Origin of the sequence: Devosia sp. Root413D1, assembly GCF_001425235.1 — a bacterium.
Classification (GTDB): domain Bacteria; phylum Pseudomonadota; class Alphaproteobacteria; order Rhizobiales; family Devosiaceae; genus Devosia_A.
The window spans coordinates 279361-296324 of record NZ_LMEA01000012.1; the positions used below are offsets into that span (position 1 = coordinate 279361).

The 16964-nt window shown below is 64.9% G+C and carries 18 protein-coding genes and 1 riboswitch; of the genes, 4 read left to right on the top strand and 14 right to left on the bottom strand.

Annotation, left to right across the window (positions count from 1 at the left end; genetic code table 11):
• The first annotated feature begins 519 nt into the window (after positions 1-519).
• Positions 520-927, top strand: a complete 408-nt coding sequence (locus tag ASC89_RS23685; RefSeq protein ID WP_056002580.1) for a hypothetical protein — start codon at positions 520-522, stop codon at positions 925-927.
• 126 nt (positions 928-1053) lie between these two features.
• Here the strand turns inward: ASC89_RS23685 and ASC89_RS23690 are convergent, their stop codons facing one another.
• The gene (locus tag ASC89_RS23690; protein WP_056002583.1) at positions 1054-2421 is read right to left on the bottom strand and encodes a hypothetical protein; all 1368 of its coding nucleotides are present in this window, start codon (positions 2419-2421) and stop codon (positions 1054-1056) included.
• A gap of 352 nt (positions 2422-2773) precedes the next feature.
• A complete protein-coding gene (locus ASC89_RS23695; protein ID WP_056002586.1) occupies positions 2774-3883 on the bottom strand; it encodes a 2'-deoxycytidine 5'-triphosphate deaminase in 1110 nt (369 codons plus the stop codon).
• Between the two features lie 205 nt (positions 3884-4088).
• Positions 4089-4167: riboswitch (SAM riboswitch) on the top strand.
• Positions 4168-4204: 37 nt separating this feature from the next.
• Here ASC89_RS23695 and metZ point away from each other — a divergent pair.
• On the top strand, positions 4205-5416 hold the full coding sequence (gene metZ / locus ASC89_RS23700; RefSeq protein ID WP_056002589.1) for an O-succinylhomoserine sulfhydrylase: 1212 nt from the start codon (positions 4205-4207) through the stop codon (positions 5414-5416).
• A 5-nt stretch (positions 5417-5421) separates the two neighbouring features.
• Here the strand turns inward: metZ and ASC89_RS23705 are convergent, their stop codons facing one another.
• The 10 genes from ASC89_RS23705 to ASC89_RS23740 all read right to left on the bottom strand — a co-directional run bounded on the left by ASC89_RS23705 (position 5422) and on the right by ASC89_RS23740 (position 11641).
• Positions 5422-5643 carry an acyl carrier protein gene (locus ASC89_RS23705; protein ID WP_056002592.1) on the bottom strand — a complete coding sequence of 74 codons (222 nt, stop codon included), beginning with the start codon at positions 5641-5643 and terminating at the stop codon, positions 5422-5424.
• Positions 5633-6211 (bottom strand): GNAT family N-acetyltransferase, encoded by a 579-nt coding sequence (locus ASC89_RS23710; protein ID WP_056002595.1) that lies wholly within the window; start codon positions 6209-6211, stop codon positions 5633-5635. The genes ASC89_RS23705 and ASC89_RS23710 overlap by 11 nt, the downstream gene beginning before the upstream one ends.
• The gene (locus tag ASC89_RS23715; RefSeq protein ID WP_056002598.1) at positions 6208-7599 is read right to left on the bottom strand and encodes a class I adenylate-forming enzyme family protein; all 1392 of its coding nucleotides are present in this window, start codon (positions 7597-7599) and stop codon (positions 6208-6210) included. The genes ASC89_RS23710 and ASC89_RS23715 overlap by 4 nt, the downstream gene beginning before the upstream one ends.
• Complete coding sequence (locus ASC89_RS23720; protein WP_056002604.1) at positions 7596-8567, bottom strand: nucleotidyltransferase family protein; 972 nt, start codon at positions 8565-8567, stop codon at positions 7596-7598. Before ASC89_RS23720 ends, ASC89_RS23715 begins: the two co-directional genes overlap by 4 nt.
• On the bottom strand, positions 8564-9559 hold the full coding sequence (locus ASC89_RS23725; protein WP_056002607.1) for a hypothetical protein: 996 nt from the start codon (positions 9557-9559) through the stop codon (positions 8564-8566). The genes ASC89_RS23720 and ASC89_RS23725 overlap by 4 nt, the downstream gene beginning before the upstream one ends.
• Positions 9556-10029, bottom strand: coding sequence for a lasso peptide biosynthesis B2 protein (locus tag ASC89_RS23730; protein WP_056002610.1), 474 nt, complete (start codon positions 10027-10029; stop codon positions 9556-9558). Before ASC89_RS23730 ends, ASC89_RS23725 begins: the two co-directional genes overlap by 4 nt.
• Positions 10019-10288, bottom strand: a complete 270-nt coding sequence (locus ASC89_RS23735) for a PqqD family protein (protein ID WP_056002612.1) — start codon at positions 10286-10288, stop codon at positions 10019-10021. The genes ASC89_RS23730 and ASC89_RS23735 overlap by 11 nt, the downstream gene beginning before the upstream one ends.
• Positions 10289-10348: 60 nt before the next feature.
• The gene (locus tag ASC89_RS28605; RefSeq protein ID WP_156384752.1) at positions 10349-10438 is read right to left on the bottom strand and encodes a putative RiPP precursor; all 90 of its coding nucleotides are present in this window, start codon (positions 10436-10438) and stop codon (positions 10349-10351) included.
• Positions 10439-11028: 590 nt separating this feature from the next.
• Positions 11029-11121, bottom strand: coding sequence for a putative RiPP precursor (locus tag ASC89_RS28610; protein ID WP_156384753.1), 93 nt, complete (start codon positions 11119-11121; stop codon positions 11029-11031).
• Between the two features lie 301 nt (positions 11122-11422).
• Positions 11423-11641: a hypothetical protein gene (locus ASC89_RS23740; protein ID WP_156384754.1), complete on the bottom strand. Its 219-nt coding sequence runs from the start codon at positions 11639-11641 to the stop codon at positions 11423-11425.
• A 181-nt stretch (positions 11642-11822) separates the two neighbouring features.
• Between ASC89_RS23740 and ASC89_RS23745 the strand changes: the two genes are divergently transcribed.
• Positions 11823-13034: an efflux RND transporter periplasmic adaptor subunit gene (locus tag ASC89_RS23745; protein WP_056003204.1), complete on the top strand. Its 1212-nt coding sequence runs from the start codon at positions 11823-11825 to the stop codon at positions 13032-13034.
• A gap of 10 nt (positions 13035-13044) precedes the next feature.
• The gene (locus tag ASC89_RS23750; protein ID WP_056002615.1) at positions 13045-14997 is read left to right on the top strand and encodes a MacB family efflux pump subunit; all 1953 of its coding nucleotides are present in this window, start codon (positions 13045-13047) and stop codon (positions 14995-14997) included.
• Between the two features lie 15 nt (positions 14998-15012).
• On the opposite strand, the gene ASC89_RS23755 is transcribed toward ASC89_RS23750, so the two are convergent.
• The gene (locus ASC89_RS23755) at positions 15013-15714 is read right to left on the bottom strand and encodes an isoprenylcysteine carboxylmethyltransferase family protein (RefSeq protein WP_056002618.1); all 702 of its coding nucleotides are present in this window, start codon (positions 15712-15714) and stop codon (positions 15013-15015) included.
• Positions 15715-15884: 170 nt separating this feature from the next.
• On the bottom strand, positions 15885-16898 hold the full coding sequence (locus ASC89_RS23760; protein ID WP_055887790.1) for an Hsp33 family molecular chaperone: 1014 nt from the start codon (positions 16896-16898) through the stop codon (positions 15885-15887).
• Positions 16899-16964 lie beyond the last annotated feature (66 nt).

Here is a 16964-nt window from a genome sequence, read left to right on the forward strand (position 1 = left end):
ACGTTGTCGTCCCGATTTTGCTGAGGTCCGGCACGTCGCCGTCGCCTGCAGTCCATCCTCGAGCTCGCCGCCAGTTCTAGGCCGGTTTTCGGCGTTTACCACATGTATACCATGAGGATGGTTACCGGCCGACCGGCCATGGCGCATCCGCGCCCCAGGTCCAGGGCGCCGCAGCCGACCTCGGCCGCTCCGGGGCAGATCGATCCGGACAGCGGCGACAGCGCATCACCAGACAGGACATTCATACCAGGTTGCTGGTTCACCAGCGTCATCGGAACGGTATGCCCTGGCCCGCCGCGTCTCAGATGACGATCGAAATACTCAAATACCCCATCACTTCGATCTGCCCTGCAGTTTCAATTGGTAAATATGCAGGACTTCCCATTACTCACCTCACCACAGCATTACGATAACGTTGTTGTAGAATTTAGCCTCCTGAGTTTCTTTCACCGGCGGCAGCGGCGGGGATTTCGGTCGCTGTTTATTTCAAAGCGACTTTCATTCCTCAGGAGAATAAAGATGTATCGCGTTGTTCTTTCCGCCGCCGCCGTGCTTCTCGCCACGAACTCCGCCTTCGCTTGGGGCATCAACACTGCCTATATCACCCAAGCCTCGCCCGTGGTGGGCACTCAGATCGCAGTGAGCACCCAGAAGGGTGCGGCCAACTACTCGAACACCCTGCAGGTCGGCTTCCCCGGCTTCCAGGCAGCGCACACCAAGCAGCGCGGCGTTGGCAATTTCTCCCACACCGAGCAGTGGGGCTCGCTGCAGGCGTCGAGCACCACGCAGCGCGGCGATTTCAACGAGGCCGTGACCATTCAGGATGGCCTCCTGCAGCTCTCGATCATCGATCAGAAGGGCACCGGCAACACTGCCGTCGTCAGCCAGGTCGGCGTCGGTCAGATCGCCATCATCACGCAGGAATAAGCTGCGCGATGCCCGCGGCTAAAGCGCGTCGCGATCTTTCAGATTCGCTCCATGCGCTTAGCCAAAACAAACGCGCGACGCCCTCCGTCGCCCGTTGGTCCCTGGTCCCTGGTCCCGGATCTGTGATCAGAACTGCCCGGTGATACCGGCAGTCAAGGTGAACGACCACATATCGCCGAAGGTCAGGAAGTTGCGGTCGCTATTGTCGTGCGGGCCGCTATAGGTGGCGTCGTCCCCGATGACCGAGGCAGCGCTGGTGATCCCGGCCGGATCGCGCCCGATGGAGGCGACCCGCGACAAATACTCACCACCGACGCCGAAGCTCAACTGCATCGCCTCGCCGATGGCGGTCGTGTAGTTCGCTTGGGTCCGCACCGCGTAGGCGAAGCCGCTGTCTTCGCCCATCTCGATGACGTTCTCGACCGAGTGGTCGACCGCGCTCGGCACGCCGCCGGAGACGGCGTAGGTCTCGCGCACGTCGTAGCTGGTGCCCATGAAGTAAGCGCCGCCTTCGAGACCGAGCGTGAGGCTCGCCGTCTCGGCGACCGGCATGGTGATGTTGCCGCCGACGATGCCGCCGACATAGTGCGAGTCGAGCGTCTCGTCGGTGGTCTGGGTGTAGAGCGGATAGGCGAAATTGGCGGGCGCGGTGGGCTGGAGCTCAGCCGCGTCGACCGAGATCTCGGTGGTGATACCCTGCCCCAGGAAACGGTAGCTGGGACCGGCATAACCGGTGATGGTGGGCTCGCCCGCTTCAGGGGCCCTGGTGAGGGCGAAAGTGACGTCGCCGCCAGTGTAGACGAGGCTGTGCGAGACCTCGGTGTTCACCTCCCAGCCCGCGAGGTCGCCGACGGCGAGGAAAACGCCGCCTGTTTCATCGGCGATGGCGCCGAAGGCATAGGCGAGGTTCGGAGCGCCAGTCAGGGTCGCGATGCCGACGTATGAGAAGCCGCCCCCCGCTGCGTCGGGATTGACGCCGTAGCCGTTGGTGGCGCCTCCCGAGTTGGACAGAACAGCTGCTACCTGGTTCATGTCAGCGGTGCCACTGACCACGGCGCCGGCCGTCGGGCCAGCGGGGTCCGTGGTCAGGGTGATCGTGCCCGTCGGGGTCGTGATGCCCGGAATGAACAGCGAGCTATCGTTCCCCAGCGCGATGGTGCTGCTGGAGCTGCGGGTCGCGAACGACATGAAGCCGGAGATGCCGAGCGAACTGATGGTACCGTTCTGCTCACCCAACTGGGTGGACGCGCTGATGCCAATGAGGCCACCCAGCGCCAGTCCATCGGACTCCAGCTCGACCTGGCTGCCATCGACCTCGAAGTAGGATCCGACGACTCCGGGCACAGCGTAACCCGCCACGCCGGCGCCGATGGTCACGACCCAGGGGTTCCCGGGCTCCTCGATGACCAGTTGATCCAGGTCGGCGGCGCTGGCGGCCGTCGTCCCCAGCAGAACCGCGTTGATACCAGCCAAAAGCGCAACCTTCAGGCGCATGCCCCCACCCACCTTCAAATGAGCCAAGTATGATCAATACCGGCAAAACCCCCGGCTTACGCCACCTTGTCGATAACCTGTTGAGAATTACTTAACCTTAACGAAGATTTACGCAGGCACGGTCGCGGGCGACTTGGCAATCAAGCAAGTGGCTGAAATCGCTGCGTAACGACTGCCCTAGACGGCCTGTGCGAGAGGGCAACGCAAGGCGGACAGACTTGCCCGCTGCCTGATCGACTGTTGGCGCAAGTAAATTCGCCGGATCAGTACTGAGGGACGGACCTGCTCGCCGGCGCTGTTTGCGACCGAGCAAGCGCAGCCGCGGCGCCAGCGGGGGTGATCGGCGTCGGCGCTACAGCGCGAACGGCTTGAAGTGCTTGCTCAGCTTCAGCGTCTGGGCCTGGTAATTGGAGCCCAGGCCCGTGCCGTAGAGCCGATCGGGGGCCTCGGCGAGACGCTCGTAGATCAGGCGGCCAATGGTCTGGCCGTGGCCGAGCAGGAACGGCACCTCGCGGCTGCGCACTTCGAGCACGGCGCGGCTGCCGGTGCCACCGGCGGCGGAATGGCCGAAGCCGGGGTCGAAGAAGCCGGCATAGTGGACGCGGAACTCGCCGACCAGCGGATCGAACGGCACCATCTCGGCGGCATAGGCCGGCGGGACGTGCACACTTTCCCGCGACACGAGGATGTAGAACTCGTCGGGATCGAGGATGAACTCGTCGGCGCCGCGCTTGATCAGCGGCTCCCAGTAATCGAGGACATCGAGATTGTCCTTGATGTCCATGTCGATCACCGGGGTGTGGCGCTTCGAGCGGAAGCCGATCAGGCCGTTGCGGTCAGTGCCCTTCAGATCGATCGACAACAGCACGCCCTCGCCGACCTCGGCATTGGCGTCGAACACCAGCGTCTCGACGTTGTGCAGCGATTTGTGTTCGTAGAGGCTCAGCCGGCTGTCGCCGACACGGAAGCGCATCTGGCTGAGGCGCGAGCCGGTGCGCACACGCACCGGGAAGGTGCGGGGGCTGATCTCGAGATAGAGCGGCCCCTTGTAGCCGTGCGGCAGGGTATCGAAGCCGCGGGCGTGGTCGCCGATAACGCGGGTGAAGACATCGAGCCGGCCGGTGGAGCTTTTGGGGTTCGCCCCGGCCGACACGGTGTCCGGCAGGTTCAGGCTCTCCTGCAGCGGCACCAGGTAGACGCAGCCGCGCTCGAGCACGGCGCTGTTGGTGAGATCGAGCTCATGCAGCTTCAGCGTCTCGATGCGCTCGGCGACGGTGTGTTCGGGGCCGGGCAGGAAGCTCGAGCGAATGCGATAGGCGACCTTGCCCAGCCGCAGGTCAAGGCTCGCCGGCTGCACCTGGTCGGCATCGAACGGTCGATCTGTGGCGATGTTGCCGCGCGCTGCCAAACGCTCGATGAAACGAGCGGGAAACACGCCCTTGGCCCAAAGCTCACTATCCAATGGTCTACCCCGCAACCTGAAGCGTTTCACCGTTTCGGTGAAACGGCGAAACGCTGCAGGGTTTTGATTTTGTCACGCTTTCGAACCGGAAAAGTCTGCAGCTTTTCCTGAAAGCGCTCCAGCTACATCCCCTAGCAACCTCAGGCGTTGACGCCAAGACCGCATGGGTCGTATATCCACGCTATGCGCCTTTGCGGTAACGCCAGAAGTGCATGGTGGTGATTTGGCCGGTCTGATTGCAGCCACCTAAAACAAGTCGCTAAAGGGACCTTCGAGCCGGCCGCCCATGCGTGCCGGCTTTTTTGTTTTCGAGGCAAGGACATGTCGAAGTCGAAGAACCCGCTGAGCGACGAAAAGAACCGCGCCCCAGCCACGATGCTCGTCCATGGCGGCACACAGCGCAGCCAGTTCAAAGAGACCTCGGAAGCCATCTTCATGAACTCGGGCTATTCCTACCCGAGCTCGCAATATGCCGAGGACCTGTTCCTCAACAAGATCAACAAGCCGGCGCATAACTACTCGCGCTTTGCCAACCCGACGATGGACATGTTCCAGGACCGGATGGCGCTGCTCGAAGGGGCGGAAGCGGCGCGGGCCTTCGCCACCGGCATGTCCGCCGTTACCAACGCGGTGATGAGCCAGGTGCGGGCCGGCGACCATATCGTTGCGGCGCGGGCGCTGTTCGGCGGCTGTCGTTATGTGGTCGAAGACCTGATGCCACGGTTCGGCGTCAACTCGACGCTGGTCGATGGGCGCGACCCCGCGAACTTTGAACAGGCAATGCAGCCCAATACCAAGGTGATCTTCATCGAGACGCCGACCAACCCGACGCTCGAGCTGGTCGACATCGCTGCCGTCGCCAAGATCGCCAAGGCGCATGGCGCCAAGCTAATCGTCGACAATGTGTTCGCCACCGCCCTGTTCCAGAAGCCGCTGCAACTGGGCGCCGATCTCGTCACCTATTCGGCCACCAAGCATATCGACGGCCAGGGCCGGGCGCTGGGCGGCATCGTGCTCGGCTCGAAAACGCTGATCGAGGGCGACGTGCACACCCTGCTGCGGCAGACCGGGCCGTCGCTGTCGCCGTTCAATGCCTGGGTGCTGCTGAAGGGGCTCGAAACGCTGCCGATCCGCGTCAGGCAGATGACCGAGAGCGCTGCCAAGGTGGCCGAGTTCCTCGCCGACCATCCCAAGATCGAGCGCATCTCTTACCCATTCCACCCGTCGCACCCGCAATACGAGCTGGCGAAGCGGCAGATGGCGAACGGCTCGACGCTGGTGGCGTTCGAGGTGAAGGGCGGGCGCGAGGCGGCATTCACGCTGTCGGACTCGTTGGCGGTGATCCTGATCTCGAACAATCTTGGCGATGCAAAGTCGCTGATCACCCATCCGGGCACCACGACGCATGCCCGGTTCACCGAGGAGGTGCGGCTCGAATCGGGGATTACTCCAGGCCTGCTGCGGCTTTCAGTGGGGCTCGAGGACGCGGACGATCTGATCCGCGATCTCGAATACGGGCTCAGCCAGGTCTAGTGCGGCTAGCCGCCCAACAGTTCGGCGACGCGCCGGACTGAGGTGATCGAAGCGATCTGCTCGGCCGTCAGATTGCGGCCGAGCTCGCTCTCGATGCCGGCGACAATCGCCATATGGCCGAGGCTGTCCCAGGCGGCGACCGAGCTCATGTCGGCGCCGATGGCGATGGCGCCGGGGCAACTGAGCGCCTCGCCGACGATGACGCAGGCCCGCTCATCAAGGCTCATCGGGTGCCTCCCAGAACGGCCCGCGCATCCATTGATCGCGGAACATCTCGAAGTTGACGAAGTCGATGATCTCGCCGGTGACCGGATTCTGCTTCTGGCGGTGCCAGGTGCCGACATGCTCGAACCCAAGCCGGCGATAGCTGAAGATCGACGAGACGTTGCGGGAATCGACCACGCCGTAGAAGCGCTCGATGCCGCAATGGGCGAAGAAGTGGTTGAGCAGCCGGGCGCGGGCCTCGACCACGACGTTCTTGCCCCACCAGTTGCGATCATGCACGGCGACAGTGCCGAAGGCCGAGCGGTAGCCCTGCAGCCGCACCATGTGAGCGCCGATCGGCGTCGCTTCGCCCTTGGGGATAATGGCGAAAGCGAAGCGGTTCTTGCTGCGAGGCAGCGGCCCGCGCAGCAACCAGTGCGGCAACGACCGCGGCTTGGTCGTCTGCATCAGCCCATTGAGGATGTCCGGGTCATACCGCCAGCTATTGGTGACGCGCAGGGTTTCGATCATCCCCATCGGCTTCAAAATGAAGCGCTCGGTTTCCAGCGGACCGATGACCAGCTTGCTCATTGGCGTTCGACCATGGCGCGGACGTCGGCGCGGACGATCTTGCCGCGATCGTTGCGCGGAATGGCGGCGACGGCGAACAGCTTCGAGGGCACCGCCTCGTCACGCGCGCGCGCCCGGCACCAGGCCTTCAGCGCTTCGGGATCGAACGCTGCTCCATCAGCGAGGACGATGGCCGCCGCCACCGCCTCACCGGCAATCGCATCGGGAATGCCGAAGGCGCAGGCCTCGGCAATGGCCTCATGCCGCTCCAGCAGCATGTCGATCTCCTCGGCCTGGATCTTGATGCCGCCGCGGTTGATCTCGGACTTGCTGCGCCCGACAAGGATCAGCTTGCCTTGCTCATCGAGCTCGCCGATATCGCCGGTGCGGAACCAACCGTCGACGAACGCCGCCTCGTCGAGATCGGGCCGCTGCCAGTAGCCCAGCATCATCGATGGGCTCTGCACCAGCACTTCGCCCCGCCCGTCGCCATCGATGGCAACGCTGCCGCCCCAGAGCCGGCCGACATAGCCGTCGCGCGCCTCGGCCTCATCGAGGCTGCCGCCGCCGATCCAGTTCGCCGTCTCGGTCATGCCGAACATGTTGAACACCCGGCCCGTGCCGCACCACTCGGCGATGGCCCGCCAGTGCTCGATCGAGAGCGGCGCCGAACCGACATGCACGCGCTCGAGCACCGGCCCGGGCCGGGCCGAGAGGCGCAGTGCGAGCTTCCAGAACGAGGGGACCGAACTCATGAAGCTGATGCGGTTCGACGTCAGGTAGCCGGCAAGGCCGGCAAGCTCGTTGAGCGCCGGACTGGGCCAGAGATGCACGCGGCCSCCAGCCAGCAACGGCGTCAGGACATTGCCGATGAGGCCGTGGCCGAAGAACACCGGCAGCACGCAGAGCGTTTCGCGCAGCACCTTGGGGCCGATCTCGGCGATGTTCAGCGCGGCGCGGGCGAACAGGCTCCGCACCGAATGCACGATGCCCTTGGGTCGGCCGGTGGTGCCCGAAGTCATCAGGATGAGCGCCGGATCATCGAGGCGCAGCGGCGCAGGTCGGGCGGCGCCCGATATTTCCACGCGCGGCCGCTGCGGCCCGAGCCATAGCGATGCACCGGTGGTCTCGAGCACGTTCTCGCATTCTTCCGGCCGAAGGCCCGGATTGACCGCCACCGCGATGAGTCCGATCTCCCAGCAGGCAAAGATGGCGATCAGGTAATTGACCGGGTTGACCTCGGCCACTACCGCCCGAGCGCCGGGCGCTACCCCGTGGTGCGAGAGCTCGGCAGACTTCTCCTTCACCCGCCCCCGGATACCCCCGGCGTCAAGCGCCATGCCGGTCCGGACGTCGACGAGGGCCGCGGTTGCCGGAAGCATGGCGGTGAAGGAGAGATTGCCGATCATCCAGCGCCTCGTGGCACGATGCGCTGCAGGCCGCGGAAGCTGTGGCGGCGGACTTTCGAGAGGAAAGCCGTCGGCGCGGCCAGCACCGCCGCGCCATCGACAAGCCGCGTCGCGAGGCTGCTGGCGCTGCCGCCGGCGATGCGACCGGCAGCGGCGCCGGCCCCGGGGACCTCGAACAGCGCGGCGACCAGCTCGAGGCAGAGGCGCGCCTCGAGGCCCAGACCCAGCCGGCGCGCCATCTCCGGCAGGTCGGTCACCTCATCGGGCGTGAGATGGCGAAAGGCTTGCAGCACGTCGACCAGCAGGCGGAGCTGGTGGAACTTGTGGCCGAGCGCGGCATGGACCACTGCCACGAAGAACTGCGGCAGACCGGCGCTCGCGTTGCCATGGCCACTGGCCATGAACTCGCCATAGCCGAAGCTGACGCGCCGGCGCAGCCCCTGATAGTGCACCAGGTTGCCGTGCACTTCGATCAGCAGTGCATCCATGTCGGGCTGGATCCACTTTTCTTCCTGGTTCTGCTCGGTGTGATCGAGCAGCGGCTTGCGGAACAGCTGGTAGCCCAGCCCGGTCAGCAGCTCGCCGATCGGGGCGCGGGCCGAGGGCGCGACCATGATGTCGATATCGGTGAACGGACGATCTGACGGCGTCGGGTAGAGCTGGCGCGCGAAGACCGGGCCTTTGACGATCACCGCCTCGAGCTGCCTCTCGGCAATGTAGCGGTCGACCTTGGCGGCGATGCCGCGTAGGTGCATCGACAGGCCGACGAGCACCGTCAACTCGCTCTGCGCCACCCTGAGGTCGCCACTGCTGTGCTGCGCCGCGAGCTTGCGGGTCACTACCGGCAGGACATTGTGATCGCGCGCCAGCTTGAGCAGCCGATCAACGGCGACGGCCGGCACGGCGGCAGCGGCCGCCTCAGGGTCGGCCAGCCGACATAACAGCTTGTCGAGCTCGGCCGCCATCATGCGGTGATCTTCTGGATATTGAGCGCTGCCAGCATGACGGATGCCAGGTCGGTCGGGTTGGACCCGGCGGCCAGCCGATAAGTCGGCACGGCGCGCACCAACTCGCCGAGCCGCTTGAATAATTCGCGTTCGTCCTCGGACACGCCCGTGCGGGTGGAGCGCAGGTTGTCTGCAGCTGCGAGGGCAAGCACCTCGGCCTTGCTGGTTGGCGCGCAACGGCTCGCCGTCACGCCACTGCGTTCGAGCACGAAGACAGCGGCGATCTCGCGGGCGGCGATGCTCTCGACACTGACGGTGGTGCGAAGCGCCGACAGGGTCACCGGCCGCTCGTCCTCGACGCTCCAATCGCCGCTCAGCAGCGGCTGCACCCAGGGCAGCATCTCGGCGGTGCGGCGATGGACCTTGAGGCTTCGAGGCATGCCCCAGGCGGTCGGGCGATCGCCACTGACGTTGCACGCCATCGCATCATCGGAGCAAAGGCCTAGCCCGCCCGCTGCAAGAGCGAGGGTCGAGGTGGTCTTGCCGGCGCCGCTCTTGCCGAAAATCAGCGCTACGCGGCCATCCGGCAGGGTCAATCCCGCGGCGTGCACCAGAAACTGCTTTGCGGCGATGAGCGCCGCCTGCAGCGCAAGCTGCCCGCAAGTCATGACGATGCGCTCTTCGGCGCCCGGCGCCACGGTGATGGTGGCCTCTCGCGCCTTGTCGGAGAGAGTCAGCGAGATGACGCCGGGGAACACCAGGGTGCGCCCTTCCGGGCCCTGCCAGAAGCAGGCCTCGCCCTCGTCGAGGATCGGCCCTTCGTAGAGCGGATCGGTTCCCTCGGGCATCGATAGCGGTTCGCCGGAGATGATGGTCAGGCCATAGGCCAGCGGTGCGGTCGGCAGCGGACGCGAGCGGCCGGCAAAGATGCGGCCGTAGCAGTCGACCAGCACCGGCGAAATCGCGGACACCCGCAGGGATGCGCCCTGCAGATCGAAGAATTTCTGAATCATGCTCGGGCTCCCCGCGGGTCGTGATGGTCGAGCGCCGGAGCGGCGTGGACGTGGATCTGCACCTGGCCGGGAATGCTGGCGTTGATGACTTCGACACCGTCGAGCGTCACCCAGCAATGGGCGGAGAGGCGCGGCTTGCCGACCGATTTGGGGTCGACGGAGAAATGCAGTTTCGGATCATAGCCGCAGCGCCGGAGTGCGGCGAAGCCGACCAGCCCGGTCCGGAGGCAACGGTTGTTGCGCATCAGGATCGGCCATCGCGCCACACGGCCTACCCGTTTGGCAATATAGGGCACTGGAAATCGCGGCCAGGTATCGGGCTGAGCCGACGAAGCTTGTACCAGGATCCCGGAGAAGCTGCGGCCGGCGATACGAGCTGGAAGCGTCCGTGCGCTCAGCCACAGCCGCAGGCGAAACACCAGCCGATCGAGAGCTTGTGGAGCGGGCGCGTCGGCTGCCTCAGGCGGCATGCACGATGATGCCTTCTGAGATCAGTTCGGCAATCAGTTCGGGGAGGTCCTCAGCCAGCGTCGCCGGCTCGACTTCGAACTCGGCAGCCATGCGTTGGGCTACGTCCTCGACGTTGCGGACGCCATCCAGGTTCCGCAGGAAGCAAAGCGACGACTCGTTGCAGGTATAGAGTTGGCCGCTGCCGAGCAGCAGAATCACAGCCCCCTCGCCCACTGGTTCGAACGACACTTCGTCACCAAGGCGATACACTGCATCCATCTACGCACCACAGTCGAAAAACAGAACGGTCAGAGTCCGGAGAACCGGCCCCTGAACAGATCACATAGCACTCTTGCTGCTAGTCGCAGCGACAACTGCGGTCAGCCGCTGTTGCTTGGTGAGGGTCGGCTTGGAATAGATCTTCTTCATGGTCGTGCTCCCTGCCCGAAGGGCCTACCTCTCGCTCAGACCCAATCAAGGCGGCGGCGAGTTGCTCGGGATCGAGGCAGTGATCAAGCTCAGCCTCTGCTCTTTGACCAGCGTCGGCTTGATGTAGGTCTTCTTTTTCATATTCGCTCCCAACGGCCTGCTTACGAGGGCCACCGGGTAACGCTAGCATGACCGCGCCGAGGCCGAAACCCTCGTCACCGTGACATCCACCTATTGAGGCCGCGGAGATCAGGACTGTGTTCAGCCGCCAGCGATCGGGTCTTGCTGCCGGCGGCTAAGCCCGTGACCCGTTAAGCGTCTGCTGCCTGGCGAGCGCCGGCTTGGCATAGGTCTTCGTTCATGACCTCCAATGCCAGAAGCCAGTACAAATAGCAGAAGCCGCGGTGACGGAAGCCAGCGGTACAGCTGAGACGGATGGGCTTCAGCGCGACGTACTGGCGGCTGGCGCAGCAGTGACCAAAGTCAGCTTCTGCCCTTTGATGAGCGTCGGTTTGCTGTAGGTCGTCTTCATGGTCATCCCGAAATCCGAGTGCCGTGCGAACCCAGGCGATCTGGCCTGCCGGCTCGGATCAGCCTGGCTTGCTATTGCTGCTGACCGCCGCAGTGATCGCACTCAGCTTCTGCACCTTGACGAGAGCCGGCTTCGCATAAGTCTTCTTCATGTCACGTCCCCATCTACGCCCCAAGGCGGCAGCGTCAGGCTAACAGAACCAGCAAGACTTAGAAAACTTACTTCTTGCCTTTGTCACACGAAGGAAGGCCGGAGCGGGCCCCGGCCCCTCCAGATCACGTGGGGTTGTGCTTGCTGGTGACCGGCTCGGCGGTAATGGCTGTGAGCTTCTGCTGCTTGACGAGCACAGGCCTAGAATAGGTCTTCTTCATAATATGCCTCAAAAAATTCCCTGCTCGAACAGCAGGGTAGCGGCAAAATAGCAGAGTCGACGCAGCCCGCAACCGTTCGATCTAGGGTTTGCGGTAGAACATCACCCGTTGGGCGAGCTGGGTGCCGTCGAAGCGCGTTACTTCGGCGACCAGGTTGCCGAAATGGCCGTTCAGCATCAGGGGTTCGTCGGTCAGTTGACGCGCCGCCGACATCGGTTCAGGCGCCTCGACCGTCTGCGGCAGGCTGACGCTGGGTGGCTTGGCCCGGAAGTCGTAGAGCGTGACGGTATATCTGGGCATCGTCATTTCCATCGCCTGAATTCAGATTGCGATAGCCGACGATAGCGAAGCCTAGCTGACAGTTGGCTGAACCGACCCGACCTTGCGAAGAATTCACCCACCTTACCAAGCTCTAATGCGACGTCTTGACCGGTGCGCTCTACTTTAAGCGCAATGGGTATTGGGCTTCGAAGGTGCGGCGATGAAGCGGTGGTTGAAATGGATCGTCCTCGTGGTGCTGCTCGGCGCGGGCGGCGCCGGCTGGCTGGTGTTCAGTGTACCTGCCAAGGATGAGGTGCCACGCACAACGCCGGTGGCGCGCGGCACTATCGAGGAGACGGTGCTCGCGTCCGGGGTGATCCAGGCCAGTTCGCTGGTCAGCGTCGGCGCCGAAGTTTCGGGTCGGATCAAGACGCTCAATGTTCAGCTCGGCGACGACGTGAAGGCCGGCGACGTGATCGCCGAAATCGACTCGCTGAACCAGCAGAACGCGGTGAAGGCGGCGCAGGCCTCGCTCGCCAATACCGAGGCGCAGAAGACCATCCAGACCGCTAACCTCGGACAAGCCAAGACCGCCCTGGACCGGGCCGAGAAGCTCAGCCCGCAAAAGCTGATCTCGGACGCCGACCTGCAGACGGCGCAACTGGCGGTGCAGACGGCCGAAGGCCAGTTGCAGGCGATCGAGGCGCAGATCCAGCAGGCCCAGATCAATGTCGAAGCGGCGGAGCTGAACCTCGACCGCACCAAGATCGTGGCCCCTTCCGACGGCACGGTGGTCGCCGTGTCGGTGGAGGTCGGGCAGTCGGTCAACGCCAACAATTCGTCGCCGACCATCGTCAAGCTCGCCAACCTCGACAAGATGGTGGTGAAGGCCGAGATCTCGGAGGCAGACGTGCCGCGGGTTGAACCGGGACAGCTGGTCTATTTCACCATCCTCGGTGACCCGGATACCCGCATCAACGCAACGCTCCGCGCGGTCGAGCCGGCGCCGGATTCGATCGCCTCGGACGACACCACATCGAGCTCATCGAGCACTGCAGTCTATTACAATGGTCTGTTCGACGTGGATAACCCCGGCCATAGGCTGCGCATCTCGATGACGGCACAGGTGACGATCGTGCTGAAATCGGCCGATGACGTGCTGACGGTTCCGGCCTCGGTGCTCGGCCGCAAGGGCCGCGACGGCAGCTACACGCTTCAGGTGTGGGACCAGCAGAAGGAGGCGGCCGAGCCTAAGCAGGTCACCATCGGGCTCAACAACAACGTGACGGCGGAAGTGCTCTCGGGCCTCGACGAAGGCGATCTGGTGGTCAATTCCACGGCAGCCGCTCCGGCGGCCCGCAACGGTAACGGCCAGGGCGCCAACCGGAACATCCTCGCCGGCGGCGGCCCGCCGGGCGGGTTCGGGCGCTGAGGCCGCGGCGATGACCGAACCGCTGATTTCCATCCGGCAACTGCGCCGGGAGTATCCGATCGGGGCCGAGAGCATCACGGTGCTCAGGGATATCGACCTCGACATCGCGGCCGGGGAGATGATCGCCATCATCGGCCAATCAGGCTCGGGCAAGTCGACGCTGATGAACGTGCTGGGCTGCCTCGACAATGGCTGGACCGGCGAATATCGGCTGGCCGGACGCGACATCGCGCGGCTCCAGCCCGATGAGCTGGCCGAACTGCGCCGCGAGTATTTCGGCTTCATCTTCCAACGCTACCAGCTGCTGGCCGATCTCGATGCGCTCGAGAATGTCGAGGTGCCGGCGATCTATGCGGGCGCCCGGAAACAAGCGCGGCGGGAGCGGGCCCACCAGCTGCTGGAACGGCTGGGGCTGGGTGAGCGCCTGACGCACCGGCCGAACGCGCTGTCCGGCGGCCAGCAGCAGCGCGTCAGCGTGGCCCGAGCGCTGATCAATGGCGGCGAGATCATCCTCGCGGACGAGCCGACCGGAGCGCTCGATTCCAAAAGCGGCAAGGAGCTGATGGCGCTGCTCAAGGAGCTCAACGCCGAAGGCCACACCATCATCATCGTTACCCACGATCCGACCGTCGCGGCTGAGGCCGACCGGGTGGTGGAGCTGAGCGACGGCGTGATCGTCGCCGACCGGCGCAAGGATGAAACTGCCCCGCCGGTGCAGAAGGCCGCGGAGACGATCAGGCGGGTCCCGCGCTGGCGCGAGGCGCTGGACCGGGTCGGCGAGGCGTTCCAGATGGCGCTCAGGGCGCTGTCGAGCCATCGGCTGCGCACCTTCCTCACCATGCTCGGCATCATCATCGGCATCGCCTCGGTGGTGTCAGTGGTGGCGCTGGGGCAAGGCAGCCAGCAGACGGTACTCGACCGGATCAGCTCGATCGGCACCAACACCATCAACGTCATGCCCGGCACCAGCGCTGCGGACCGGCGGCGCGATGCGATCCGCACGCTGGTGCCGGCGGATGCCGCGGCCATTGCGGCCGAGAAATTCGCCGACAGTGTGACGCCGCAGGTGTCGAGCAGCGGCCAGGCGCGCTATCGCAATGTCAGCGCCGCAGCGCAGATCCAGGGCGTCGGCGCCGACTACTTCCGGGTGAACAACCGCAGCTTCGTCGAAGGCGCAGCCTTCGATGCGGCCAGCACCAGTGCGCTGGCGCAGGTGGCGGTGATCGACACCACGGCGCGCGACACGCTGTTCACCAATGGCGAAGATGCGGTCGGGCAAGTGGTGCTGGTCGGCAACGTGCCGCTGAGGATCATCGGCGTAGTGGCGGCGAGCACCAACAATTTCGGCCCGCAGTCGAGTTCGATCAGCATCTGGATGCCCTACACCACGGCGATGTCGCGGATCCTGGGGCAGAGCTGGCTCTCGAGCATCACCGTCCGCATCGCCGACAGCGCCGATGTCACCGAGGCACAGGCGGAGATCCAGGCGCTGCTCGAGCAGCGGCACGGCACGGTGGATTTCAGCCTGCAGAACACCGACACGATCCGCGAGACCATCCAGTCGACCTCGCAGACCCTGACGCTGCTGATCTCGGCGATCGCGGTGATCTCACTGATCGTCGGCGGCATCGGCGTGATGAACATCATGCTGGTGTCGGTACGCGAGCGGACCCGGGAGATCGGGGTGCGCATGGCGGTCGGGGCACGGCAGGGCGATATCCTGCAGCAGTTCCTGATCGAGGCGGTGCTGGTCTGCCTGATCGGCGGCACGGTGGGCGTTCTGCTGTCACTGGGGATCGGTTTCGGCGTCGAGAAACTGGTGAGCGGGCTCAGCTTCATCTACTCGCCGACGACAATCATCGCGGCGTTCGTCTCGTCGAGCCTGATCGGCGTGCTGTTCGGCTTCATGCCGGCGCGTTCGGCAGCGCGGCTCGATCCGGTGGTGGCGCTGGCCAGCGAGTGAGGCGGTGGCCTGGAGTTACCAGACGCCCGGAATCCAGCGGAAACGGACCCGCTGCATGTAGCCGGAGTAACCCTTTAGCTCCTCGCTGAGAGTTGCTTCCTCGGCGAGGGTGCGCAGCGCCAGGGCAACGGCACAGATGGCGGCTGGGATGACCGCCACGAGCGAGGCCAGCGCCAGCGCCGTGCCGATGCCGAGCGCCACGCCGCCGATATAGCCGGGATGGCGGATCGTGGCGTAAGGGCCGGCGTCGATGACCTGGTGCCCCCGATCGGTCTGGATGCGCACCGTGAGTTCGAAGTGCCGGTTGACGCCCTGCGCCCAGGCGGTGAGGCAGAAGCCGGCGGCAAAGATCAGATAACCAAGCCAGACCACCCCATCTGGCAATTGCGACCAGCCGAAGCGATAGTCGAGCCCGGCCACCGGCAGGATGGCGGCCATCGAGGTGAGGGTCACGGCGACGAAGGCGAGGTCCCATGACTTGCTGCCAGCCTGAGGCTTGCGCCGGATGGCGAAGAGTTCGGGATCGACCCGCCAGATGTAGACGATCGCCACGAGGATCGCTGCGACGAAGATCGCGAGGTACCACCAGGCCCGAGGCCACTCGAGCGTGCCGGCGGGCAGGAACAGCAACACGGCCATGACCAGCAGGGTCACCGCGAGCGAGCCAAGCGCGCGGTACTCGTCGGAGCCGAACCGGGGATGTGTGGCGTCGGACATGGGAGGCCTCCGCTGACAAGGGGATTTTACTCCCGTTGTGGAGGCGGAGTCACGTGCGCTTGTGGCCACTGGCTGGGGCACTTGAGTTCATCGCTAAAACCAGCAGTCGGCGTGCCCTCCCCCGTAAACGGGAGAGGGCCGCCGACTGCACGCTCAGGTAAGAGAGCCGCCTAATGCTGGTGCGGGTGCTGCTCGTCGAACTCGTGCGGCTTGAAGTGATAGTCGGCCGAGCAGAACTCGCAGACCACCTCGATCTCACCGTCGACCACCATCTCCTGGCGTTCCTCGGCCGAGAAATTGTCGCGCAGCATCGCCTCGATCCGTTCGGCCGAGCAGGTGCAGCGCTCCTCGAGCGCGATCGGCTCGAAGACGCGGACGCCGGTCTCGTGGAACAGCCGGAACAACAGCCGCTCGGCAGAGACGTCGGGGTCGGCCAGCTCGTCGTCGCCGACGGTCGACAGCAGCGCCCGGGTGGTCGTCCACTTGTCGTCTTCGACGAAATCCGGGTCGACCATCTCAGGGTTGTCGAAATCGCCGTCGCCCGGCAGGTCCGGCATCACCGACTGGCCGTGCGGCGGCAGGAACTGCACCAGCGCGCCACCGGCCCGCCATTGCGGGCCACCGGCGCCGCGCACCGAATGCTCGGCGACGGCGAGGCGCACCAGGGTCGGAATCTGCTCGGACTGCTGGAAGTAGGCATGCGCCACATCCTCGAGCGTACCGCCCTCGAGCGCCACGATACCCTGATAGCGCTCCATATGGACGCCCTGGTCGACGGTCATGGCAAGGTGACCCTTGCCGAGCAGTTGCCCCGGCTTGGTCTCGCCGCGCTCGATCGCCATCATCACCGCGTCGGCATCGAAGCGGGCATAGCCGCGCAGGCCATCCGGCGCATCGAGGTCGACGACGATCAGGTTCACCGGCCCATCGGTCTGGGTCTGCATGATGAAGCGGCCCTCGAACTTCAGCGAGGAGCCGATCAGCGAGGCCAGCACCACGGCTTCGCCGAGCAGGCGCGCCACCGGAGCGGGGTAGTTGTGGCGGGTGAGGATCGCATCGAGCGCCGGCCCAAGGCGAACCACACGGCCACGGCTGTCGAGCCCATCGAGGGTGAAGGGCACCACGACATCATCGCCCGACTCCGGGCGATCGAGGCCATAGGTGCTGAGCTCAGTCTGAGTCATCCATAATCCAATCTCGCGGAAGCGACCCCGCTCCGCTATCGGATCGAGGTCCCGCGCTGGTTCGTG